At 65.1% G+C, this 24,363-nt stretch carries 18 protein-coding genes; 7 read left to right on the top strand and 11 right to left on the bottom strand.

Features of this window, described 5'->3' with window-relative positions:
- Nucleotides 1-57 precede the first annotated feature (57 nt).
- A complete protein-coding gene (locus RBT42_RS00845; protein ID WP_320361724.1) occupies nt 58-1,191 on the top strand; it encodes a DUF898 family protein in 1,134 nt (377 codons plus the stop codon).
- A 51-nt stretch (nt 1,192-1,242) separates the two neighbouring features.
- On the opposite strand, the gene RBT42_RS00840 is transcribed toward RBT42_RS00845, so the two are convergent.
- The 5 genes from RBT42_RS00840 to RBT42_RS00820 form a co-directional block, all read right to left on the bottom strand.
- Entirely contained in the window at nt 1,243-2,151 is a 909-nt protein-coding gene (locus tag RBT42_RS00840) for a ribose-phosphate pyrophosphokinase (RefSeq protein WP_320361722.1), read from the bottom strand.
- Complete coding sequence (locus RBT42_RS00835) at nt 2,151-3,767, bottom strand: thymidine phosphorylase family protein (RefSeq protein WP_320361721.1); 1,617 nt, start codon at nt 3,765-3,767, stop codon at nt 2,151-2,153. The genes RBT42_RS00840 and RBT42_RS00835 overlap by 1 nt, the downstream gene beginning before the upstream one ends.
- Nucleotides 3,768-3,818: 51 nt before the next feature.
- The gene (locus RBT42_RS00830) at nt 3,819-4,133 is read right to left on the bottom strand and encodes a DUF2322 family protein (protein WP_320361718.1); all 315 of its coding nucleotides are present in this window, start codon (nt 4,131-4,133) and stop codon (nt 3,819-3,821) included.
- A 51-nt stretch (nt 4,134-4,184) separates the two neighbouring features.
- Nucleotides 4,185-5,054, bottom strand: a complete 870-nt coding sequence (locus RBT42_RS00825; protein WP_320361889.1) for a UDP-2,3-diacylglucosamine diphosphatase — start codon at nt 5,052-5,054, stop codon at nt 4,185-4,187.
- Nucleotides 5,055-5,250: 196 nt separating this feature from the next.
- Entirely contained in the window at nt 5,251-7,227 is a 1,977-nt protein-coding gene (locus RBT42_RS00820) for a U32 family peptidase (RefSeq protein ID WP_320361717.1), read from the bottom strand.
- 68 nt (nt 7,228-7,295) lie between these two features.
- Between RBT42_RS00820 and RBT42_RS00815 the strand changes: the two genes are divergently transcribed.
- The 3 genes from RBT42_RS00815 (at nt 7,296) to RBT42_RS00805 (ending at nt 9,508) form a co-directional block, all read left to right on the top strand.
- Nucleotides 7,296-8,102 (top strand): heparan-alpha-glucosaminide N-acetyltransferase, encoded by an 807-nt coding sequence (locus RBT42_RS00815; RefSeq protein ID WP_320361715.1) that lies wholly within the window; start codon nt 7,296-7,298, stop codon nt 8,100-8,102.
- Between the two features lie 80 nt (nt 8,103-8,182).
- Nucleotides 8,183-8,854 carry a ribose-5-phosphate isomerase RpiA gene (gene rpiA / locus RBT42_RS00810; RefSeq protein WP_320361713.1) on the top strand — a complete coding sequence of 224 codons (672 nt, stop codon included), beginning with the start codon at nt 8,183-8,185 and terminating at the stop codon, nt 8,852-8,854.
- Nucleotides 8,855-8,899: 45 nt separating this feature from the next.
- Nucleotides 8,900-9,508, top strand: a complete 609-nt coding sequence (locus RBT42_RS00805) for a rhomboid family intramembrane serine protease (RefSeq protein ID WP_320361711.1) — start codon at nt 8,900-8,902, stop codon at nt 9,506-9,508.
- 9 nt (nt 9,509-9,517) lie between these two features.
- Here the strand turns inward: RBT42_RS00805 and RBT42_RS00800 are convergent, their stop codons facing one another.
- The 6 genes from RBT42_RS00800 to RBT42_RS00775 form a co-directional block, all read right to left on the bottom strand.
- On the bottom strand, nt 9,518-10,804 hold the full coding sequence (locus RBT42_RS00800) for a TIGR03862 family flavoprotein (RefSeq protein ID WP_320361709.1): 1,287 nt from the start codon (nt 10,802-10,804) through the stop codon (nt 9,518-9,520).
- Between the two features lie 3 nt (nt 10,805-10,807).
- Nucleotides 10,808-11,428, bottom strand: a complete 621-nt coding sequence (locus RBT42_RS00795) for a glutaredoxin family protein (protein ID WP_320361708.1) — start codon at nt 11,426-11,428, stop codon at nt 10,808-10,810.
- A gap of 28 nt (nt 11,429-11,456) precedes the next feature.
- Nucleotides 11,457-13,508 carry a M3 family metallopeptidase gene (locus RBT42_RS00790; protein ID WP_320361706.1) on the bottom strand — a complete coding sequence of 684 codons (2,052 nt, stop codon included), beginning with the start codon at nt 13,506-13,508 and terminating at the stop codon, nt 11,457-11,459.
- Between the two features lie 122 nt (nt 13,509-13,630).
- Complete coding sequence (folD, locus tag RBT42_RS00785; protein ID WP_320361705.1) at nt 13,631-14,491, bottom strand: bifunctional methylenetetrahydrofolate dehydrogenase/methenyltetrahydrofolate cyclohydrolase FolD; 861 nt, start codon at nt 14,489-14,491, stop codon at nt 13,631-13,633.
- A 111-nt stretch (nt 14,492-14,602) separates the two neighbouring features.
- Nucleotides 14,603-15,244, bottom strand: coding sequence for a response regulator transcription factor (locus tag RBT42_RS00780; protein ID WP_320361703.1), 642 nt, complete (start codon nt 15,242-15,244; stop codon nt 14,603-14,605).
- A complete protein-coding gene (locus tag RBT42_RS00775) occupies nt 15,241-17,823 on the bottom strand; it encodes a PAS domain S-box protein (protein ID WP_320361701.1) in 2,583 nt (860 codons plus the stop codon). The genes RBT42_RS00780 and RBT42_RS00775 overlap by 4 nt, the downstream gene beginning before the upstream one ends.
- A gap of 196 nt (nt 17,824-18,019) precedes the next feature.
- Between RBT42_RS00775 and aceE the strand changes: the two genes are divergently transcribed.
- The 3 genes from aceE to lpdA all read left to right on the top strand — a co-directional run bounded on the left by aceE (nt 18,020) and on the right by lpdA (nt 24,351).
- The gene (aceE, locus tag RBT42_RS00770; protein ID WP_320361699.1) at nt 18,020-20,719 is read left to right on the top strand and encodes a pyruvate dehydrogenase (acetyl-transferring), homodimeric type; all 2,700 of its coding nucleotides are present in this window, start codon (nt 18,020-18,022) and stop codon (nt 20,717-20,719) included.
- Nucleotides 20,720-20,822: 103 nt separating this feature from the next.
- Nucleotides 20,823-22,508 carry a dihydrolipoyllysine-residue acetyltransferase gene (aceF, locus tag RBT42_RS00765; protein WP_320361697.1) on the top strand — a complete coding sequence of 562 codons (1,686 nt, stop codon included), beginning with the start codon at nt 20,823-20,825 and terminating at the stop codon, nt 22,506-22,508.
- Nucleotides 22,509-22,521: 13 nt separating this feature from the next.
- Nucleotides 22,522-24,351 (top strand): dihydrolipoyl dehydrogenase, encoded by a 1,830-nt coding sequence (gene lpdA, locus RBT42_RS00760; protein ID WP_320361695.1) that lies wholly within the window; start codon nt 22,522-22,524, stop codon nt 24,349-24,351.
- The last annotated feature ends 12 nt before the right edge of the window (nt 24,352-24,363 follow it).

Raw genomic sequence — 24,363 nt, 5'->3', positions numbered from 1 at the left:
GGTTGTTTCGCGACGAATTGCATGCTGGCCCCGGAGTTGGGCGCTGAGAATGAGCTCATGCAGTCTGTCCGTCATCCCGTCGTGTTCACGGGCGAAGCCCACACCTACCGCCCGCTGTGGCGACGCAATGTGCTGCTGCTGTGCCTCACGCTGGGCCTGTCCTTTCCCTGGGCACTGACCAGCAAGCTGCGCTATCTGTATGGGCACACCCAGGTGGCGGGCCACGCGCTGGGCTATCACGCCAAGCCCCTGCCGATGTTCCTGGGCAATCTGGTGGGCATGGTGCTGCTCAATGCGCTGTACTACGGCATTGCGCAGATGGGCGCCTATGCCTGGATGGGCGTGGCCGCCTTGCAATTGCTGATGGCGGCGGCGCTGCCTTTCATGCTGCACGGCTTCCTGTCGTTTCAGTTGATGCACACGAGTTGGCGAGGGCAACGTCTGCACCTGGCGGCGGGGCACGGTGATGCCTGGCGGGCCATGGCGTTGCCCACGTTGCTCTACATCGCTTCCGGGGTGATGGCGGTGTGGGCCGTGGTGATGCTGCAGGCCAATCACCGTGAACTGGCCTGGCTGTATGGCAGCTTGGCTGTGACCGGCTTTTGTGTGGGTCTGCCGCTGCTGTATGTGCAGTTCAAGCGCTATCAGCACCGACATGCCGCGTGGGGCAGTGTGCGCAACCAGCGCGAACTGGACTTGAGCCATGGGCAGTCTCTCGGGCTGAGCGTGAAGGTGGGGCTGCTGGCCTGGCTGGCCTGTGTGTTGCTGGTCTTGCCTCTGACCTGGCTGTTGGTGGATTGGACTGGCTGGGAGCTGCGTGATCTGCTGGGCCGGACCGGGACGGACGGCGTCGCGGGCTTGAACATGGCGCTGGTGCTGTTGCCCGGTGTGTTCATGGGCCTGGCCTGGATGATGGCCCTACCGTATCCCTACCTGGGGGCGAGCTTGCAGAACCGCCTGTGGTCCAGCACCGCGCACGAGGCCCTGCGCTTTGAGAGCGAGGTGCCCATGCGTGCGTTGATGCGCCTGAGTGCGCGCAATTGGCTGTGGGTGGTGCTGACGTTGGGCTGGTATTACCCGGTGGCGGCCATCGCCGAGGCCCGACTGCGGCTGCAGTCGGTGGCGGTGTGGGTGCGGCCGGATCTGCTGGGCGATGACAGTGCGACGGACGCGACCAAATCCCCAGCCTGACCGCGCGCCGGGCCACTCAGCGAGGCCCCTCGGAAGCCTAGGGGCGGGGGTTCAGGCGCTGGCCTTGAGAAACTGCTGAACGCTGTTGGCCATCATGGGGGCCAGGGCCACGGCGTTGCTGGCGTGGATCACGCTGTCGGTGCTCCAGATGTGCTCGATGCCGGCGGCGCGGATGACATCCATGGCATCGGCTGCAAACAGGGCGTGGGTGACGGCCACGTCCACAGAGCCGGCGCCGGCAGCCTTCAACAGTTTGCTGGCTTCCACCAAAGTGCGGCCGGAGCTCGCCATATCGTCAAGCAGGACCACGTGGCGGTTTTGCACTACCACATCGGCGGGCAGGGTGATGCGCACATCGTGGTCACCGTGGCGCACCTTGGTGCACACGCCGTGGTCGAACCCACAGACGGCCGCAGCCGAGGCAATCCACTGCGCTGACTCGCCATCCGGGCCCATCAGCATGGCATCGGGTCGTTCTTTGGCAATGAGCTCAGCCAGCATGGGGGCACCGGACAGGCTGACGGCGAAGGGGCCCGGGAAGGCTTCGTCGAGGCGGCTGATGCGGTGCAGGTGCGGATCAACCGTGATCAGCCCATCTACAAGCTCGGACAGGAAACGGCCGATGATCTTCTGGCTGACGATCTCGCCGGGGTGAAAGGCAATGTCCTGGCGCATGTAGGCCAGGTAGGGCGCCACCAGCAGAATCTTCTGCGCACCCAGCTTGCGAGCTTCCTGGCTCACCAGCAGCAGCTCGACCAGCTTGTCATTGGGCTTGTCCAGACTGCGGTAGATGACCAGCTGTGCAGGCAGTTGCCCGCTGGCATCGACGGGCAGCTTGAGGCGCATCTCAGCATCGGGGAAGCGGTGGCGTTCGACACAGGCGGCTGGCAGACCACAGGCTTCGGCCAGACGCAGGGCAGGCGTCTGCTCGTCTTCAAAATACAGCAGCAAGGCAGACATCAGAACTCCACGAACTGTCGGGTTTCGGCACCTGCCTCGCCCAGGTAGTAGCCGGCGTTGCGTTCACTGGCCTGGCGGGCAAACTCCAGGTCGGACGAGTAGGCTGCGTAGACGCGGTACAGCGGCTGGCCCTCCTTGACGGTGTCGCCCAGCTTGCACAGCAAATCAACCCCTGCGCCTTGCACCTTGGGGGCGCCGGCCAGGCGCGCCAGGCGCGCCACCTGCTGGTTGTCGATGCCCGAGACGATGCCACCGCGCTTGGCCAGCACTTCGAAGCTCAGCGGCGCCAAGGCCGGGTGCTCGGGGTCGAAAGGCTTGTGGCCTTGTGCGTCGATGATCGCCTGCATCTTGGCCATCGCGCGGCCCGATTCCAGAATGTCGCGGGCGATGGCGTAACCATCGCCACCGCGCACATCGGGATCGAATTCCAGGATGCGGCCGGCCAGGCGCAGCGACTTTTGGCGCAGGTCATGCGGCGCGCGCGGATCGTTCGCCAGCACCCACATCACGTCGCGCGCTTCCAGCACGGGGCCAATGCCGTTGCCGATGGGCTGGCGTCCGTCGGTGATCACCACGTCGATGGTCAGGCCCATGCGCTTGGCCACGAACTCGAACAGCTTGCGCAGGCGCTGTGCATCCGGGATGGTGTGGACCTTGGCGGTGGCACCCACGGGGATGTCGAGCAGCAGGTGGGTGGAGCCGGCTGCCACCTTCTTCGACAGGATGGAGGCGACCATCTGACCAGGGGAGTCAATGGACAGCGGGCGCTCGACCGAGATCAGCACGTCGTCGGCGGGAGACAGGTCGGAGGTGCCGCCCCAGGCCAGGCAACCGCGGTGCTCGCGCACGATCTCGCTGAGCCGGTCGAAACTGGGCTCGACGTTGGCCAATACCTCCATGGTGTCGGCGGTGCCGGCGGGCGAGGTGATCGCGCGCGACGAGGTTTTGGGGCACAGCATGCCGTGAGCGGCCACGATGGGCACGACCAGCATCGACGTGCGGTTGCCGGGGATCCCGCCGATGCAGTGCTTGTCAACCACGGGGTGGGCGTGCCAGTCGAGGCGGCGACCCATGGACGCCATGGCGTCGGTGAGGCTGTAGACCTCTTCGCGATCAAGTTCGCCCTGGTTGCATGCCACCACGAAGGCCGTCAACTCGATCTTGGAGTAACGGTGCTCGGTGATGTCACGCACGATGTCGTGATAGTCCTCGTGGCTCAGGCGCTCGCCAGCGATCTTGCGGTGGAGCGCAGGGATGGAGGAGGGCGGCTCGGCCTGGTTGACGCGGGTCGGATGCCCTTCGCTCAGCCCCAGTTGGGCAAAGGCGTCTTCGGACAGACCCAACTGGTCACGGTCAACGATGCAGGTGTCGTCCACCACGTTGAGCGTGGCCAGGATGCGGTGGCCATTGGCCGTGATTTCGACCTTGGACAGGGCCTGAAAACCTTCGGCCCGGTAGACCGCGCAGTCGCGGTGCATGTAGGCGACGTTTTCACGGTAGGTGTCGATGGCCACCCGCTTGAGGCTCAGCAGGGCTGGTGCAGTCTCGGTGGGCCGGGCAGCAGGCGCAGCGGGAGAGGTGAGAGGGGCGGTGACAGGAACTTCGTCAGTCGTCATGGGAGTCAGCGATGTCGTTTATGACATCGTACTCCCACGGGCCCCGGGGTTTCAGGCAGCGATCAGCTTGCAGGTGAAACCCTGACCCGAGGCGATGACGTCCAGCAGGCGATCGATGTTGGGGTGCTTGCCGGGGTTGGCGCGGGCGTCGTCGGTGTGCTCGGCGAAGATGACCAGGCCTTCTTCGGCTGCGGCGGCATTGATGCCACCATGCTTGCCCGCCAGGGCCGCGTACACAGCCAGCGAGCCAGCCTTGCCCGGCTTGTTCTCGATGGTGGCGGCCACGTTGCCGGCGCCATCGATCAGTTCGAGGGCGGCCAGGTGGCTGATGGCGGGGAGTTGTTTGAGGTTGTCGGCGAAGGCCATGATGTGCTCCAGCAAGGCGGCCGCCCGGTGGTGGGCGGCGCAAAACGGGCGCTATTGTGCCGCAGTCAGGGCGGGGGCCGGTGCGGCAGGGGCTTCGGCTGCCTCGGGGACCCGGCATGTCGCCAAGATGGCGTCATCGCCGGCCATCACCTGGCCCCAGTGCACGATGTCGAGTTGGCCGTCTGGGAATTCGACGAGGGCGGTGAGGCTTTCCACCCAGTCGCCGTCATTGCAGTAGAGGATGCCGTCAATGGGCCGGATTTCGGCATGGTGGATGTGGCCGCACACCACACCCTGCGCGCCGCGCTTGTGCGCCTCGCGGGCGAGGGCTTCTTCAAAGTCGGCCACATAGCTGACCGCACGCTTGACCTTGAGCTTGAGGTACTTGGACAGCGACCAGTAGGGCAGGCCACGCCGCGCGCGCCACGAGTTCAGGTAGCGGTTCAGCTTGAGGGTGAATTCATAGAGCGAGTCGCCCAACAGCGCCAGCCAACGGGCGCACTGGATCACGCCGTCGTACAGGTCGCCGTGGGTGATCCAGAGCTTGCGGCCATCGGCCGTGGTGTGCAGGCATTCCTCGGCCAGCTCGACGCCGCCAAAGGCGTGGTCGAGGTAGGTGCGGGCAAACTCGTCGTGGTTGCCGGGGATGTAGACCACTCGGGTGCCTTTGCGGGCCTTGCGCAGGATCTTCTGGATCACATCGTTGTGCGACTGCGGCCAGTACCAGGTACGACGCAGTTGCCAGCCGTCAATGATGTCGCCCACGAGGTAGAGCGTGTCGCAGTCGACGCGGCGCAGGAAGTCGAGCAGGGCATGGGCCTGGCAGCCTGGGGTGCCCAGGTGAACGTCTGAGATCCAGACGGATCGGACGCGGTAGCGCCTGTCGGGGCGCGTTGGGGCCGAGGGACGCGGAACCCCCATTGAACCAGCGTTCAGGCCGGTGGCGGTGAGTTCTCGCAGCAGAGGGGCGTGGATCCAGGCGCGCATGCGAGCCATGGTGGTCGCCCTCTGTGACAGCGCCGCGACGCCTCAGTGACGTCTGGGTGACGACGTAAAGACTTCAATCCAGGCCTGATCCGTTGTCGTCTGATGGCCTCTCCGAAACCATCCCCTTGGCTCAGGCGGTGGGCCGAGCCTTGTAGAACTGCATGGGCGACTCCGGAATCTGGTTGAGCACCGATTTCTTGATCTTGCCGACCACATGCATCTCGCAGGGCTTGCAGTCAAAGCGCAGGGTGAGCTTTTCCTTGCCGTTGATGAGTTGCAGCGGCTCGGCGCGCACCGTGCCCTGCACGCCTTGCACGCCCTTGGCCTGCTTGGGGCACAGGCTCAGCGAGTAGCGCACGCAGTGCTTGGTGATCATCAGGCTGACCTCGCCCAGCTCTTCCTGGCTCTCGTAGGCGGCTTCGATCACCTTCACGCCGTGCTTGGCGTAGAAGTCGCGGGCCTTGTGGTTGTAGACGTTGGCCAGGTAGCTCAGCGTGTCTTCCGGGTAGGCCACGGGGGGCTCGACCGCTGCGGCGCGCTGCGGGCGCTCGTAAGCGGCAGCGCGGGCGGCTTCCAGCGATTCGATGGCCTCGCGGCGCAGGTGCTTGATCACCGAGGCGGGCACGAACCAGGGCTGGGCCGTGGCCAAAGTGACGTCGTGCACCGAGAAGATGGTGTTGCCCAGCTTGCCCAGGTTGTCGCGCAGGCTGGCTTCGGACTGAGCCGCGTCTTGCGGGGCCTGCTTGTCGCAGACCACCGTGGCGCTGCCCACGCAGCCGTCTTCGTCGGTCACGGTCAGCGTCAGGCCGTCCGGGGTGTCGCTCAGGGCCAGCCAGGTGCCAATGCGGCGCTCGGCCGACTTCTTGGACATCTGGTTGTCCCACGCGCGGTCGCGGTTGCGGTTGATGGCCACGCCGGGTTTCAGGTCGGCCAAGGTGGCGATGTCTTCGTTCGGGAAGACGCGCCACAGTCGGCCGGCCTTGCCCACGGGCTCGGCGGTGTTCACCTGCACGCCCACGATGTCCTTGGTCAGCGTCAGGTAGTTCAGGCCGTCGCCGTTGTGGATGCCGCCCGCTTCGCGCACCGCTTCGTCGTCGATGGCGACGTCAAACCACTTGTCGCCCACCTTGGCGACCTCGCCCACGGGCAGGCCCAGGTGCTTGGGGCTCTCGAAGGCGCCGATGTCTTCCTTGCGGCCGGTGACGAAGTAGTCGGTGCTGCCACGGTTGAAGTTGCGCTCGGGGTCGGGCTGGAAGAAGAAGGTGTTTTCGCCAGACGAAGCGCGAGACAGTTCCGGGCGCGCCTCCAGGATCTCGTCGAGCAGCATGCGGTAGTGGGCGGTGATGTTCTTCACATAGCCCATGTCCTTGTAGCGACCTTCGATCTTGAAGGAGCTCACGCCCGCGTCGATCAGGGCTTCCAGGTTGGCGCTCTGGTCGTTGTCCTTCATGGACAGCACGTGCTGCTCGAAGGCCACGACCTGACCGCTGTTGTCGGTCACGTTGTAGGGCAGGCGGCAGGCCTGCGAGCAGTCACCCCGGTTGGCGCTGCGGCCGGTGTGGGCGTGGCTGATGAAGCACTGGCCGCTGTAGGCCACGCACAGGGCGCCGTGGATGAAAAACTCGATGGCGCAGTGCGTGTTGACCGCGATCGTGCGGATCTGCTTGAGGTTCAGCTCGCGCGCCAGCACGATCTGGCTGAAACCCACGTCCTGCAAAAACTTGGCTTTTTCGACGGTGCGGATGTCGGTCTGGGTGGAGGCGTGCAACTGGATCGGGGGCAGGTCGAGCTCCAGCAGGCCCATGTCCTGCACGATCAGTGCGTCCACGCCGGCGTCGTACAGCTCCCAGATCTGCTTGCGGGCGCCTTCCAGCTCGTCGTCGCGCAAGATGGTGTTGAGGGTGGCGAACACCTTGGCGTGGTAGCGGTGGGCGTGTTGCACCAGGCGCGCAATGTCCTGCACCGAGTTGCTGGCATTGGCGCGCGCACCGAACGACGGCCCACCGATGTAGATGGCATCGGCGCCGTGGTTGACGGCCTCGATGCCGATGTCGGCAGTCTTGGCGGGCGCGAGCAATTCAAGGGGGTGGCGGGCGGCGAGGAGCATGGGTGGCGCGATCCAAAGAGCAAACCGCCGATACTATCGCCATGCGCCCCCAAAAAGCACATATCCCCATGCCAGCCCCCCCTCACAGTCGGGATTCTGGCGCCCCTTCGGGCTCTGTGGCAGGCCGCTTTGACCGGCTGGATGCCTTGCGCGGTTTTGCCCTGGTGTGGATGGCGGTGTTTCACTTCTGTTTCGACCTCAGCACCTACCGCCTGCTGGACGCCAATTTCTACCAGGACGCGCTCTGGACCACCCAGCGCACCCTGATCCTGTCGCTGTTCTTGCTGTGTGCGGGCGCCGGGCAGGCGGTGGCCACGGCGCAGGGCCAAAGCTGGGCGCGCTTCTGGCGCCGGTGGGCCCAGGTGCTGGGCTGTGCGCTGCTGGTGAGCCTGGGCAGCTGGTTCATGTTCCCGCGCAGCTACATCTCGTTCGGCGTGCTGCATGGCATGGCGGTGATGCTGATCGTGGCCCGCCTGAGCGCGCCGCTGCGTGGCTGGCTGTGGCCCCTGGGCTTGCTGGCGGTGTGTCTGCCGCAGTTCATCCAGCACCCGTTTTTCGACTCGCGTCTGACCAACTGGGTGGGCCTGGTCACCCACAAGCCCATCACCGAAGACTATGTGCCGGTGCTGCCCTGGCTGGGGGTGATGTGGTGGGGCATGGCCGCCACACAGTGGATCTTGTCACGCCGCCCCGAATGGATGACGTCGCCTGCGGCGGCTTCGGGCGACAATATTGGTTTCGTGCTCGCGTGGCCGCGCATCAGACAGGGTTTGAGCCTGCTGGGCCGCTGGAGCCTGACTTTTTACATGGTGCATCAGCCCGTGATGATTGGCGGTTTGTTGGCGTGGATGACGCTGACAGGCCGTGCGTTCTGATCGATGCGTGACCTGCTGAACATACCGCCGAACACGCCGCAGTGCACCCGCAAGCCTCTCAAGAGAACACCGACATGGCCATGACCCAAGACGAACTGAAAACCCTGGTGGGCCGCGCGGCCCTGGACTACGTGAAGCCCGGCAGCATCGTGGGCGTGGGCACGGGTTCGACGGTGGACAAGTTCATCGACGCCCTGGGCGAGGCGCTGAAGGCCGACCCGAAGCGCGTGGCCGGTGCCGTCTCCAGCTCCGTGCGCAGCACCCAACGCCTCGAAGCCTTGGGCATTCAGGTCTTGCCGGCCGAGTCTGTCACGTCCTTGGGGGTGTACGTGGACGGTGCTGACGAGATCGACCATGGCGGCCACATGATCAAGGGCGGCGGTGCGGCCCTGACCCGCGAAAAGATCGTGGCCGACCTGGCCGAGCAGTTTGTCTGCATCGCCGACGAGTCCAAGCTGGTCAACGCCCTGGGCAAGTTCCCGCTGCCGGTCGAGGTGATCCCGATGGCCGCCGCGCAGGTCATCCGTGCGTTTTCCAAGCTGGGCGGCACGGGCAAGGTGCGTGAAGGCGTGACCACCGACAACGGCAACGTCATCGTGGACGTGACCGGTTTGCAGATCACTGCTCCGGCGCAGTTCGAGTCCGACATCAACCAGATTCCGGGCGTGGTGACCGTGGGCGTGTTCGCCCGCAACAAGGCCAGCGTGTGTCTGCTGGGCACGGCGCAAGGCGTCAAGACGCTGACGTTCTGAGCGTGACTCAGACCTCGGCGCGAGTCACCCTTGGGAGCGGCCGGCATGCTTGAGCTCGACGCGCCGGCGGCGGCGCTCATCCTCGTCATCAACGTGTGCGCCAGCCTGTTCGGGCTGTATCGCTCGCCCCAGATGATCGAGCGCCACCTGTTTCGACCGTATTGGTTTTTCAGGCAACGCCAGTACGTGACGGTGATCAGCAGCGGCTTTCTGCATGCCGATCTGCCGCACCTGCTGTTCAACATGTTCACGCTGTGGGCGTTCGCGTTTCCGCTGGAGCCCGTGATGGGCACCGCGAGCTTCGTGGCGCTGTATGCCTTCGGCTTGCTGGTGAGCGGTGCGGGCACCTATGTGCAGCACCGCCATGAACCCGGCTACCGCTGCCTGGGGGCGTCGGGGGCGGTACTGGCGGTGCTGTTCGCGTCCATCGTGTACTTCCCCAGCGCGTCGCTCTTCATCATGCCCATCCCGGTGCCGATCCCGGCGCCGCTGTTCGCCGTGGGCTACATCGCCTACAGCTGGTACGCGTCGAAGCAGAACCAGGGGCGCATCAACCACGACGCCCATCTGGCGGGCGCCGTGGCGGGGCTGGTGTTCGTGGCGCTCACCGAGCCCGGTTTGTTCGGGTCGGTGTGGGAGCGATTTGCAATGTAAGCCAGGTCGTCAAGCCGACAGGTAGGCCAGCACGCCTTGCGCGGCCTGGCGACCGGTGGCCATGGACGCCGTCAGCAGATAGCCGCCAGTGGGCGCTTCCCAGTCCAGCATCTCGCCCGCGCAGAACACGCCGGGTAGCTGCTTGAGCATCAGGTGCGCGTTCATGCCTTCGAAGCGCACGCCGCCCGCGGTGCTGATGGCCTCGTCCAGCGGGCGGGGCGCCTTCAGCGTGATCGGCAGGGACTTGAGCGCTTGCGCGAGCTGGGCCGGTTCGGCCAGTTGCGCCGGGCTGAGCACCTCGTGCAGCAGTGCCATCTTCAAGCCCTGGATGCCCAGTCGGCTCTTCAGGTGGGTCGAGAGGCTGCGTGGCCCCTTGGGGCGTGAGGTTTCGGCGAGCACCTGCTCGGGCGTGTGCGAAGGCAGCAGGTCCAGGTAGACCGTGGCCTGGCCTTGCACGGCGATCTGGTCGCGGATGGCGGCCGAGAACGCATAGATCAGACTGCCTTCCACCCCGGTGTCGGTCAGCACGAACTCGCCCTGTTGGCGGTGGGTGTGGCCGTGCTGGTCGGTGAACTGCAGGGCAACGGGCTTGATCGGCTGTCCGGCAAACTTCTGGCGCAGGAAGCCGCTCCAGCCGGTGCGGTCGGGGCCGGTCGAGGCCACGTCGAAGCCGCAGTTGGCGGGCTGCAAGGGGGCTACGTCGACACCCTGCGCCTGCAGCCACGGCCACCAGGCCCCGTCGGAGCCTAGGCGCGACCAGCTGCCGCCGCCCAGCGCCAGCACGGTGGCCCGGGGCCTGGGCAAGGTCATCTCGCCGTTGGGGGTGTGAAAGCGCAGCGCCCCAGCTTCATCCCACCCCAGCCAGCGGTGGCGCATATGAAAGCGCACGCCTGCTTCCCGCAGGCGGTGCAACCAGGCACGCAGCAGCGGCGCCGCCTTCATGTCGGTTGGAAAGACCCGCTGGGAGGTGCCCACGAAGGTGTCGATGCCCAGGCCTTGGGCCCAGGCGCGCAGATCGTCCGGCGTGAACGCGTGGATCAGGGGCGCGAGTTGGGCCTCGCGTTCGGCAAAGCGGGTGACAAAGCGTGACAACGCCTCGGCGTGCGTCAGGTTCAGGCCGCCACGGCCGGCCAGCAGGAACTTGCGGCCCACCGAGGGCATGCTGTCGTACAGGTCGACCTGAATGCCGTGCGCAGACAGGACTTCGGCGGCCATGAGGCCGGCCGGGCCGCCGCCCACGATGGCAACGGCAGGCTGGACGGCGGTGCCGTCAGCCGGAGAGTCAGGAGAGGTCAAGGGTCAGAAGCGGAAACCAGGAGGGGCATTGCCGGCAGGGCTGCCAGGCGCGGTGTTGAACTGAGGGGGCGGGAGTGTGCCGGCGGCCTCGGGTTCGGGTTGGGGTGCTGCGGCCGGTGCCAGCGGCGTGGCCGCCGGGTGGCGATAGGTGGGGGGCAGGGCAGACTGGCTGGGGTAGCCGGCGGCGTCCAGGTAAGACGTCCACTCGCCCTGCTCAAAGCCGGCAATCTGCTTGCTGCCAATGCGGATCACGGGCACCTGGTTGGTACCTTCACGGCTTTGCAGCGCGCGGGCGTCGTCCGAGGTGTTCACCGTTTTCTCGGTGAAGGGGATGCCGCGGCTCTTGAGCAGGTTGCGGCCGGCATCACAGGGGGCGCAGTTCGAGCCGGTGTAGAGCGTGACCGGGTAGCTGGCCACGACCTTGCCCAGCGCATAGGGCAGAGCGGCATTGCTGCCTGCCGACCCGGAAGACTTGACCGGCTGCGCCGGACGGTCCACCGGGGGGCGGTCGGTGTAGGTGATACGGCCATCCGGCCCCACCACCTTGTACTGCGCCCAGGCTGGCGACGACACGCCTGCCCAGGCCAGGCCGCTGATCAATGCACTCACGACAATGCGGTTCATCTTCAACTCCCTCACAAGCCCTGGGGGCTCAACTCATGCCTTGGTGACGCAGCAAGGCGTCGATGCGCGGCTCGCGGCCCCGGAAGGCCTTGAAGTTTTCCATGGCCGAACGGCTGCCGCCCGCTTCGAGAATGGCCTCGCGGTAGCGACGACCGACCTCGGTGTTCAACACCCCGGATTCGGCAGTCGCGGCCTCCTCGAAAGCGGCATACGCATCCGCGGAGAGTACCTCAGCCCACTTGTAGCTGTAATACCCTGCCGCATAGCCGCCCGCAAAGATGTGTGAAAAGCTGTGCTGGAAGCGGTTGAACGCAGGCGGAATGTTGACGGCCACTTCCTGGCGCACCTCGTCGACCACCTTTTGCACATTGGCCTCGGAGCCGGGCTCGGCGTGCAGGCGCATGTCGAACAGCGAGAACTCGATCTGGCGCACGGTCTGCATGCCGCTCTGGAAGTTCTTGGCGGCCACCATCTTGTCGAACAGCTCGCGCGGCAGGTGCGCGCCGGTGTCGACATGGCTGGTGAGCTGCTGGACCACGTCCCACTCCCAGCAGAAGTTTTCCATGAACTGGCTGGGCAGCTCGACGGCATCCCACTCGACGCCGCTGATGCCGGAGACGCCAATGTCGTTCACCTGGGTCAGCATGTGATGCAGGCCGTGGCCGAACTCATGGAACAGCGTGGTGACATCGTCGTGGGTCAGCAGAGCAGGCTTGTCGCCCACGCCCTTGGCGAAGTTGCACACCAGGTGCGCGACCGGGGTCTGGGTGCCCTGGGTGTCGGGGCGCGTCCAACGGCCACGCACGTCGTCCATCCAGGCGCCGGGGCGCTTGCCGACGCGGGCGTAGGGGTCGAGGTAGAACTGCCCGATCAGCTGGCCCGCTCGCTCGATGCGGAAAAAGCGCACCGACTCGTGCCACACGGGCGCGGTGTCGGGCTGAATCTGCACATCGAACAGCTTTTCGATCAGGCCGAACAGGCCCTTGAGCACGGTGGGCTCGGTGAAGTACTGTTTGACCTCCTGGTCGCTGAAGGCGTAGCGGGCTTCCTTGAGCTTTTCGCTCACGTAGGCCAAATCCCAGGCTTGCAGGTCACTCAAACCACATTCGGTGCGGGCGAACTCGCGCAGCTCGGCCATGTCCTTCTCGGCGAAGGGGCGGGCGCGCTGGGCGAGGTCACGCAGGAAGTGCATCACCTGGGCCGGGTTGTCGGCCATCTTGGGCACCAGCGAGACCTCGGCGTAGTTGGCATAGCCCAGCAGGCGGGCTTCTTCCTGGCGCAGCGCCAGCAGGTCGCTCATCAGCTGGGTGTTGTCGCGCTCGGCGGCGCCCAATTCGCTGGCACGGGTCGCGTAGGCGCGGTACAGCGTCTCGCGCAGGGTTCGGTTGCTGGCGTACTGCATGACCGGCAGGTAGCAAGGCATGTGCAGGGTCAGCTTGTGACCTTCCTTGCCTTCCGCCTCGGCCGCGGCGCGGGTGGCATGCAGCACGTCTTCGGGCACGCCCGCCAGTTCATCGGGCTGCGCGTAGTGGCTGAACGCATCGGTGGCGTCCATCACGTGTTCGGAGAAGGCCTGCGACTTGGCCGCATGCTCTTCCTGGATGGCCGCAAAGCGTACCTTGGCCTCGCCCTGCAGCTCGGCCCCGCCCAGCACGAACCCGCGCAGCGCCAGGTCGAGGGCACGTTGGCGTGCCGGGCTCAGGCGGCGGTCGGGGTCGAGCCCCTTTTGCGCTTCGTTGAGGGCCTTGTACTTGGCGTACAGGCGCTCGTCTGAGCCCAGGCGGGTGTAGAACTCGGTGACGCGCGGCAGGTTCTCGTTGTACGCGGCGCGGATCTCGGGTGTGTCGGCCACGCTGTTGAGGTGGCCCACGGCGCCCCAGGCACGGCCCAGGCGCTCGGTGCTCACATCGAGCAGCAGCGAGAGGGCGTCATAGTCGGGCGGCACGTCCGGGCCGGTGACCTTGGTCAGCGCCGCTTCGGCATCGGCCAGCAGCACGTCCAGGGCGGGTGTCACGTGTTCAGGCTTGATCTGATCAAACAGAGGCAGGCCGGAGGTGTCAAGCAGTGGGTTGGTGCTCATGGGGGAGGCGCGATGAAACGAAGTGAAGGCTGTGCAACAGATGAGGCGTCAACCCGGAAATGCAAGGCGGACGCCGGGCCGATGCGGGGGAGGGCATCGGCCGTGAGCAGGGCGGTGGCCGGTCAGGCCAGGCCTGCAGCGCGCTCGGCCGCTTCCATGGTGTTGACCAGCAACATGGTAATGGTCATCGGGCCGACCCCACCCGGCACGGGGGTGATGTAGCCCGCCACGTCGGCGCAGCCGGCGAAGTCCACGTCGCCGCAGAGCTTGCCTTCGTCGTTGCGGTTCATGCCCACATCGATCACGACGGCGCCGGGCTTGAGCATGTCGGCGGTCAGCACATTGCGCTTGCCCACGGCGGCGACCACGATGTCGGCCTGGCGGGTCATGGCAGCCAGATCGGCGGTGCCGCTGTGCGTGACGGTGACGGTGGCATTGGCTGCCAGCAGCATCATGGCCATGGGCTTGCCGACGATGTTGGAGCGGCCGATCACCACGGCGTGCTTGCCGCGCAGGTCGGTCATGCCGATGGATTCGAGCATCTTCATGCAGCCGTAGGGCGTGCAGGCCTTGAAGCCGACTTCACCGACCATCAGGGCGCCGGCGCTGGCGACGTGGAAGCCGTCCACGTCCTTCAAGGGCGAGATGGCTTCGATGACCTTGTGGTCGTCGATGTGCTTGGGCAGGGGCAACTGCACCAGAATGCCGTGGATGCTGGGGTCGTTGTTCAGGGCTTCGACGCGGGCCAGCAGTTCGGCCTCGGTCATGCTGGCCGGGTACTGCTCCAGCACGGAGTGCAGGCCGCTTTCGTGGCAGGCCTTGACCTTGTTGCGCACGTAGACCTGGGAGGCGGGGTTGTCACCTACCAGAATCACAGCCAGGCCAGGGGTGTGGCCCTTCTCACGCAGCGCGGCCGCGCGCTGGGCCACTTGCTGGCGAAGTTGTTTAGAGAGGGCGTTGCCGTCGATGAGTTGGGCGGTCATGGGCTGCTCCGGTAGGTAGGCAATGAAGAGGGCAATTGAAAAAGGCCGCCACAGCGGGTGGGCGGCCTTTCAGCGGGAGGCGGCGGTCAAGCCGGACTCCGAGAGTTGGGCTTACTTGGCGTTGGCTGCGTTGGCGGGGGCATTCGCACCCAGCGCAATCTTCAGCAGGTCGGCCACGGTGTTGGCGTTGAGCTTTTCCATCACGTTGGCACGGTGGGCTTCCACCGTCTTGATGCTGATGCCCAGGTCGTCGGCGATCTGCTTGTTCAGGCGGCCGGCGACGATGCGCTCCAGCACCTGCGCTTCACGGGTGGTCAGGCGCGACAGCAGGGCTTCGCGGCTGGCGGCTTCTTGCGACTGCGAGAAGGCTGTGCGGGCTTCGTCGAGCATGCGCTCGACCAGGGCGACCAGCGCGTCTTCCTTGAAGGGCTTCTCGATGAAGTCCATCGCGCCCTTCTTCATGGTGTTCACGGCCATGGGCACGTCGCCGTGACCAGTGATGAACACGATGGGCAGGGGCGACTTGCGCTCGAGCAGCTTGTCTTGCAGCTCCAGACCGCTCATGCCATCCATGCGGATGTCGGCGATCAGGCAGGCGACTTCACGGGGGTCGAAGCGAGCCAGAAAAGATTCGGCCGAGTCGAAACAGCGGACGCGGTAGTCCTTGCCTTCCAACAGCCATTGCAACGAGTCGCGCACGGCTTCATCGTCGTCAACCACATACACAGTGCCTTTTTTCGGGATCAAGCTCATGGTTCTTCGGCAAGTAAATCGGTGGGAAAAGGAAGACCTGTGTCGGCCTCGTCGCTGTTGTCGATCGGAAGGGTGAACGTGAAACGACACCCCGTGACCGTCTGGCCATTGTAGATGTTCTCTGCCTTGATCCGGCCGTGGTGCGACTCGATGATCGATCGGCACAGGCTCAGGCCGATGCCCAGGCCCTCGGCCTTGGTGGAATGGAAGGCTTCAAACAGGCGGGCGAGCATGTCCTCGCGCATGCCCGGGCCGCCGTCGCTGACCGAGAACTCGATCACCTCGCCCTGATCCTCGAAGAAGCGCTGCTGCACGCGCAGGTCGATGTGGCGGCGCGATTGCGGCGTTTGCGCGGAGTCGATGGCTTCGGCGGCGTTCTTGAGCAGGTTGAGCAGCACCTGTTCGATCAGGATGGGGTCGGCCATGATCGTGGGCAGGCGGCTGGCGATCGTCGAATTGAGGGTGACGCGACGACGCTTCATCTCGAACACGGCCAGTTCCAGCACGGCATCGGTGATGTCTCGCACGCGGGCCGGCTGGCGTTGCGGCTCGCTGCGCTTCACGAACTGGCGGATGCGGTGGATGATCTGGCCGGCGCGCTGGGCTTGGCGCGAAGTCTTTTCCAGAGCGCCCACCAGCTGCTCGTTGTCGATGTTGCCGGACTGCACGCGGCTGATCATGCCGCTGCAGTAATTGGAGATGGCGGCCAGCGGCTGGTTCAGCTCGTGTGCCACGGTCGAGGCCATCTCGCCCATGGTGATGAGGCGGCTGGTGAACTGCGACTTCTCGGCCTGGCGGGCCGCGGCGTCCTCGGCCTGCTTGCGCGCGGTGATGTCGGTGGCGATCAGCATCTGGGCCAGGTTGCCGTCGGTCCATTGCACGTAGCGGGCGCGCACGTCGAACCACTTTTGCACGTTGTCCATGTAGACCTCGTGCGTGTCGCTGCCGGCATCGGTGAGGTTGTGGGTGGGCAGACCACCGAAGTGGTCCACCGATTCGTCCCCGTCGATGACCTCGTCAGGCATGACCTGGCCGCCGGTGAGCTGGACGTGGGCCTCGGGGTTGCCGCCAAACCAGAGGCGGTAGGAGCGGTTGGCGAACAGCATCTCGCCCCGCTGCACCGACATCACGGACACGGCGGCATCCAGCCCTTCCAGCACGGTGGTGAAGCGCTCGTGGGCGGCGGTGAGCTGGTCGCGCACGCGCTTGGCTTCTGTGATGTTGGTGACCGAGGTCATCCAGCCGGTCTGGTTGCCCTCGGCGTCGATCAGGGGTGAGACGTACATGCGCGCGTCGAACTGGCTGCCGTCTCGGCGTTCCATGTTGAGCTCGACGCCGCCCATGGGACTGCGGCCCATCAGCTCCTGCTGGAACATGCGGTGGAACTCGTCGAGGCGGTCGCGCGGCCAGTAGGGGTAGGGCGGGCGGGCTCCGATCAGCTCTTGCTCTGAAAAGCCTGTCATCGCGCAGAAGGCCGGGTTGACGTAGGTGATCTTGCCTTCAAGGTCGATGGTGCGCATGCCGGTCAGCATGGAGTTTTCCATCGCGCGGCGGAAATTGGTCTCCTGCACGAGGGCTTTCTGGATGTCGGCACGACGGCGCATGTGGCGCAGTGTCCCGACCAAGGTCCAGACGGTGAGCAGCGACAGGGCGACCACCATCCAGAACAGCGTGCTGCCGACCAGGCTGGAGGAGGTCTTGAAGCCCATGCCGCGCAGCAGCAGGCCATTGCCAATGGGTGTGACGACGACGTCGTGGACGAAGCTGGGCTTGGCCGAGCGAGAGGTGACCGCCCCGACCGAGCTGGTGAGCAGGTCGCCATCGGCGCGCACCAGGCTCATGGCGTGACGCTGCAGGATCTCCTGCGGCACCTGGTGGCGCATGAGGGCCTCAAGGGAGTATTCGGCGACGATGGCGCCCGCGTAACCCTGGCGATCCATCATGGGCAGGTGCAGCTGGATGACCTTGCTGCCGGAGCTGTTGAGGAAGGGATGGGAGTAAGCGGGTTGGTTGCGCTCCCGCGCCTGCGCGAGAGCCTGACGGGGCGCGGGGCTTGCATCCAGGGGGGTGTAGAGGTCGGACTGGTTCTCCAGCGGGTCGCGGTCCACCGACTGGCCGGCCTCCAGTGACAGGGTCAGCGTGGTGCGCGCGGCCTTGACCTTGCCGTCCGCATGCAGCCACGACACGCTCAGTATTTCGGGGCGGGGCCGCACGAAGTCGCTGGCCTGCAGCATGAACTGCTCGACCGAGATGGCCTTGAAATTGACGTCGCGCGCGAGGCGCTGCAGGTGCTCCTGGTTTTCGATCAGGCGCAGGCGCAGTTGTTGCTGAACGACCTCGGTGTCGCGTTTGACCGACTCCTGCTCGCGCTCCAGTTCTTCGTTGCGCAGGTACCAGAAGGCCGCAATGATCACCACCAGAAAGAGCAGCACCGACACCAGCGGGCCCAGCGTCGCATAGCGGTCTTGCTGACTGGGGGTTTGCTTGCGCCACCAGCGCCAGAACAGGCGATTGGGCGTGTCGGCCTTCGTTGGGCTGGTTGGTGAGGTCGGGACGTGATGAGGTGACGGAAATGCCATGGTGTGGATTATCTGTCGACCTGGCCCACCCAAAGGGAAGGCAGTTATCGCTTATATTTTCGCAAGTTTCGCAATGCCACCCTGTTGCGCAAACGATTCGTAGTGTCGGGGCTTTGCCGTTTACCCACGGACCGAAGCCCTGGTGACCACCCTTAAATGGATGGTCGCCGCTATCAACAATCTGGAGACTCAACCCATGTCTGCTCAAGATCCCATGGCGTCCGCCCCTCAGGACCAGGATCCCCAAGAAACCCGTGAGTGGCTGGACGCCCTGTCCGCCGTCATCGACACCGAGGGCCGCGATCGCGCCCACCACCTCCTTGAAAACGTGCTCGACCATGCCCGCCAGGCAGGGATCGACATGCCTTTCTCGGCCAACACGGCGTATGTCAACACCATTCCGGTGGAAGACGAAGCCCGCTGTCCTGGCAATATCGAGATTGAGGAGCGCCTGCGCTCTTACATGCGCTGGAACGCGATGGCGATGGTGGTCAAAGCCAACCGCCATAACCCCGAAGACGGTGGGGATCTGGGTGGTCACATCGGCTCTTTCGCCTCCTTGGCCAGCCTGTTTGGCGCCGGTTTCAATCATTTCTGGCATGCGGAAAATGAATACCACGGCGGCGACTGCATTTATTTCCAGGGCCACGTCTCGCCCGGTGTGTACGCCCGCGCCTTCCTGGAAGGTCGCCTGACCGAAGAGCAGTTGCTGAATTTCCGCCAGGAAGTGGACGGCAAGGGCTTGTCGAGCTATCCGCACCCCAAGCTGATGCCGTCGTTCTGGCAGTTCCCGACGGTGTCGATGGGCCTGGGCCCCTTGATGGCGATCTACCAGGCGCGTTTCCTGAAGTACCTGCACGCCCGTGGTCTGGCCGACACCAGCAAGCGCAAGGTGTGGGTGTTCTGCGGTGACGGCGAGATGGACGAGCCCGAATCGCTCGGCGCCATTGGTCTGGCTGCGCGCGAAAAGCTCGACAACCTGATCTTCGTGGTGAACTGCAACCTGCAGCGCCTGGACGGCCCGGTGCGTGGCAACGGCAAGATCGTGCAGGAGCTGGAAAGCGAGTTCCGCGGCTCCGGCTGGAATGTGATCAAGCTGCTGTGGGGCAGTGACTGGGATGCGCTGCTGGCCAAGGACAAGGATGGCCTCATGCGCAAGATCATGATGGAGATCCTGGACGGTGACTACCAGGCCATGAAGGCCAACGATGGCGCCTTTGTCCGCAAGAACTTCTTCGAGCGTGATCCGCGTGTGGCGGCCCTGGTGGCCGACATGACCGACGAGCAGATTTTCGCGCTGCGCCGTGGTGGCCACGATCCGCAGAAGGTGTACGCCGCTTTCCACCGCGCTGTGAACCACCAGGGTCAACCGACCGTGTTGCTGGTCAAGACGGTCAAGGGCTATGGCATGGGCAAGGCCGGTGAGGGCAAGAACACCGTTCACCAGACCAAGAAGCTGACGGACGAGGACATCCGCCACTTCCGCGACCGCTTCAACCTGCCGATTCCGGACAGTGAGCTGCCGAAGATCCCGTTCTTCAAGCCTTCGGAAGATTCGCCGGAGATGAAGTACCTGCACGAGCGTCGCAAGGCACTGGGTGGCTACCTGCCGCACCGCCGTGTGAAAGCCGACGAGCAGTTCACCATTCCGCCACTGGAGACCTTCAAGGCAGTGATGGAGCCGACGGCCGAAGGCCGCGAGATTTCCACCACCCAGGCTTATGTGCGTTTCCTGACACAGTTGCTGCGTGACCAGGCGCTGGGCCCCCGCGTGGTGCCCATCCTGGTGGACGAGGCACGCACCTTCGGCATGGAAGGCCTGTTCCGTCAGGTCGGCATCTACAACCCCGCTGGTCAGCAGTACACCCCGGTCGACAAGGACCAGGTGATGTACTACCGCGAGGACAAGGCCGGTCAGATCCTGCAAGAAGGCATCAACGAAGCCGGCGGCATGTCGAGCTGGATTGCGGCCGCGACGAGCTACAGCACGAGCAACCGGATCATGATCCCGTTCTACGTGTACTACTCGATGTTCGGCTTCCAGCGCATCGGTGACCTGGCCTGGGCGGCAGGTGACATGCAGGCGCGCGGCTTCCTGCTGGGCGGCACCTCGGGCCGGACCACGCTGAACGGCGAAGGTCTGCAGCACGAAGACGGCCACAGCCACATCCTGGCGGGCACCATCCCGAACTGCGTGTCGTACGACCCGTCGTTCGCGCATGAAGTGGGCGTGATCCTGCACCATGGCCTCAAGCGCATGGTCGAGAACCAGGAGAACGTGTTCTTCTACCTGACGCTGCTCAACGAGAACTACGCGATGCCGGGCCTCAAGCAGGGCACGGAAGAGCAGATCCTCAAGGGCATGTACCTGCTGCAGGAAGGCGACGCCGGCAAGACCTGCGTGAACCTGCTGGGTTCGGGCACGATCTTGCGCGAGTCGATCGCGGCCAAGGCGCTGCTGGAGTCCGACTGGGGTCTGTCGGCCAACGTGTGGAGCTGCCCGAGCTTCAACGAACTGGCCCGTGATGGCCAGGACGCCGAGCGCTACAACCTACTGCACCCGCTGGAAACGCCCAAGGCATCGTTCGTCGCGCAGCAACTGCAGCCGTTCGACGGCCCGGTGGTCGCTTCGACCGACTACATGAAGGCCTACGCCGAGCAGATCCGTCCCTTCATCCCGAAGGGCCGCAGCTACAAGGTGCTGGGCACGGACGGCTTCGGTCGCAGCGACTTCCGCAGCAAGTTGCGCGAGCACTTCGAAATCAATCGCCATTACATCGTGGTTGCCGCCCTCAAGGCGCTGGCCGACGATGGCAAGTTGCCGCTGGCCAAGGTGGCCGAGGCCATTCAGAAGTACGGGATCAAGGCCGACAAGGTCAATCCGCTGTACGCCTGAGGCTCTCAGACACCGAACCGAGGCCCCAGCCCTGCGCCACCGATGTGCGCGGGCGGGGGGCTGTCGAACCAACGTATGACGTCGTCCTGAATGGAGACACAAAATGGCATTGATTGAAGTGAAGGTCCCTGACATTGGGGACATTGATGAAGTGGCGATCATCGAGGTGCTGGTGAAAGCTGGTGATGCCGTGAAGGCCGAGCAGAGCTTGATCACGGTGGAGTCGGACAAGGCTTCGATGGAGATCCCGTCTTCCCACGCTGGCGTGGTGAAGGAATTGAAGGTCGCCTTGGGCGACAAGGTGAGCGAAGGCTCGGTGGTGCTGATGCTGGAGACGGCCGAAGGCGCTGCGGTGGCATCGGCGCCGGCTGCGGCGACCGCTGCCGTGGCGGCACCGGTTGCGGCACCTGCAGCGGCTGCACCCGCGGCCGTGGCCGCGCCTGTGGTGGCTACAGCATCCGCGTCTGGCCCGATCGAGGTCGTGGTGCCGGACATTGGCGACTTCGATGAAGTGGCCGTGATCGAGTTGCTGGTCAAGGTGGGCGACACCGTGACGGCCGAGCAAAGCCTGATCACCGTGGAGTCGGACAAGGCGTCGATGGAGATTCCGTCTTCGCACGCTGGCGTGGTCAAGAGCCTGCTGGTGAAGCTGGGCGACAAGGTGGCCAAGGGCACACCGATCGTGGTGCTGGAAGGCGCTGCTGGCGCGGTGGCTGCACCGGCTGCTGCCCCGACTGCTCCTGCGGCCAGTGCGCCTGTGGCAGCGGTAGCACCTGCTGCCTTGGCTGCGCCTGCTGTGGCCGCTTCGGCTGTGGCGACGCTGCCGGCCCACCAGCCAGGCACACCATCGGCCGCGCTGCCGCACGCATCCCCCAGCATCCGCAAGTTTGCGCGCGAGTTGGGTGTGCCGCTGGCCGAGGTCAAGGGCTCCGGCTTCAAGGGTCGTATCACCCAGTCTGACGTGCAGAGCTTTGTTCGCAACGTGATGACGGGTGGTTTGCAGACCTCGGCCCAACAAGCCAAGGCTCCGGCCGCCGCAGCATCGGAAGGCGCTTTCCCTGGGCTGCTGCCTTGGCCGAAGGTGGACTTTGCCAAGTTCGGCCCGATCGAGCGCAAGGACCTGTCGCGCATCAAGAAGATCTCGGGTGCCAACCTGCATCGCAACTGGGTGGTGATCCCGCACGTGACGAACCACGACGATGCGGACATCACCGAGCTGGAAGCCTTCCGTGTTCAGTTGAACAAGGAAAACGAGAAGTCGGGCGTGAAGGTCACGATGTTGGCTTTCATGATCAAGGCGGCCGTGGCGGCTTTGAAGAAGTTCCCCGAGTTCAATGCCTCGCTGGACGGCGATCAACTGGTGCTGAAGAACTACTTCCACATCGGCTTTGCGGCGGACACGCCCAATGGCCTGGTGGTCCCGGTGATCAAGGATGCCGACAAGAAGGGCATCTTCCAGATCAGCCAGGAAATGTCGGAGCTGGCCAAGAAGGCCCGCGACGGCAAGCTGGGTCCGGCCGACATGACCGGTGGCTGCTTCTCGATCTCGTCGCTGGGCGGCATCGGCGGCAAGTACTTCACACCCATCATCAATGCGCCTGAAGTGGCCATTATGGGCGTGTGCAAGAGCACCATCGAGCCGAAGTGGGATGGCAAGGCCTTCCAGCCGCGCCTGATGTTGCCGCTGTCGCTGTCGTGGGACCACCGCGTCATCGACGGCGCATCGGCCGCCCGCTTCAATGTGTACTTTGCGTCGCTGCTGGCGGATTTCCGCCGCATCGTGCTGTGATCGGGAGAACGACATGGCATTGATTGACGTACAAGTTCCCGACATCGGCGACTTCAAGGACGTGGCCATCATCGAGCTGCTGGTCAAACCCGGCGACACGGTGAAGGCCGAGCAGAGCCTGATCACGGTCGAGTCTGACAAAGCCTCGATGGAGATCCCTTCGTCGCACGCCGGTGTGGTGAAGGAGCTCAAGGTGGCCTTGGGTGACAAGATCAACCAGGGCACGCTGATCCTGACGCTGGACAGCGCCGAGGCAGGGGCCGCTGCTGCGCCGGTGGCGGCTCCTGTGGTGGCGCCGGCCGCTCAGGCCACACCTGCTGCGCCTGTGGTGGTGGCACCTGCACCGGCCGGCAGCTACGGCGGTCCGGTGGACGTGGAATGCGATGTGGTCGTGCTGGGCGGTGGCCCGGGCGGCTACTCGGCCGCGTTCCGTTCGGCCGACTTGGGCCTGAACACCGTGATCGTCGAGCGCTACGCGACCCTGGGCGGCGTGTGCCTGAACGTGGGTTGCATCCCATCGAAGGCGCTGCTGCACGTGGCCGCTGTGATGGACGAGGTCCGCCACCTGGCCGATGCCGGCGTGGAGTTCGCCGAGCCCAGCGTGAACATCGACAAGCTGCGTGGCCACAAGGAAAAGGTCATCGGCAAGCTGACCGGCGGCCTGGCGGCCATGGCCAAGATGCGCAAGGTCACGACCGTGCGCGGCTATGGCGTCTTCCTCGACCCGTATCACCTCAAGGTCGAAGAGACCACGGGTGCGGGCCAGGAGAAGACCGGTGCGGCCAAGGTGGTGCGTTTCAAGCGCGCCATCATCGCGGCGGGTTCGCAGGCGGTGCGTCTGCCGTTCTTCCCGCAAGACGAGCGCATCGTGGACTCGACCGGTGCGCTCGCGCTTCAGGGCGTGCCCAAGAAGATGCTGATTGTGGGCGGCGGCATCATCGGCCTGGAAATGGGCACGGTGTATTCCACGCTGGGTGCGCGTCTGGACGTGGTCGAGATGATGGACGGCCTGATGCAGGGCGCTGACCGGGATCTGGTCAAGGTCTGGCAGAAGATGAACGCGCCGCGCTTTGACAACATCATGTTGAAGACCAAGACGGTGGGGGCCGAGGCCACGCCCGAAGGCATCAAGGTGAAGTTCGAGGCGGCCGATGGCACGCTGAGCGAGCAGACCTATGACCTGGTGCTGCAAGCGGTGGGTCGCACGCCCAACGGCAAGAAGATCGACGCGGACAAGGCCGGTGTGGCCGTGTCCGACCGTGGCTTCATTCCGGTGGACGTTCAGATGCGCACCAACGTGCCGCACATTTTCGCCATTGGCGACCTGGTGGGGCAGCCCATGCTGGCTCACAAGGCGGTGCACGAGGCGCATGTGGCCGCCGAAGTGGTGGCGGGTGAACTGCTGGGCGATGAGAAGCTGGCCAAGGCCCAGTTCGACGCCCGTGTGATCCCGAGCGTGGCCTACACCGATCCGGAAGTGGCGTGGGTGGGTTTGACCGAGGATCAGGCCAAGGCCCAGGGCATCAAGGTCAAGAAGGGGCTGTTCCCGTGGTCGGCTTCGGGCCGCGCCATTGCGAACGGTCGCGACGAAGGCTTCACCAAGCTGCTGTTCGATGACAGCCCCGAGGCCAACGGCCATGGTCGCATCCTGGGGGGCGGCATCGTCGGCACCCATGCGGGCGACATGATCGGTGAAATCGCGCTGGCCATCGAGATGGGGGCCGACGAGGTCGACATCGGCAAGACGATCCACCCGCACCCGACCTTGGGTGAAAGCATTGGCCTGTGTGCCGAAGCAGCCCACGGCAGTTGCACCGACTTGCCGCCGGCCCGCAAGCGCTGATGCGCTGACACT

The organism is Aquabacterium sp. (assembly GCF_034003525.1).
Lineage (GTDB): Bacteria > Pseudomonadota > Gammaproteobacteria > Burkholderiales > Burkholderiaceae_C > Aquabacterium.
Note: the sequence above shows the minus strand (reverse complement) of the source record. Positions and strands in the feature narration are given on the sequence as shown.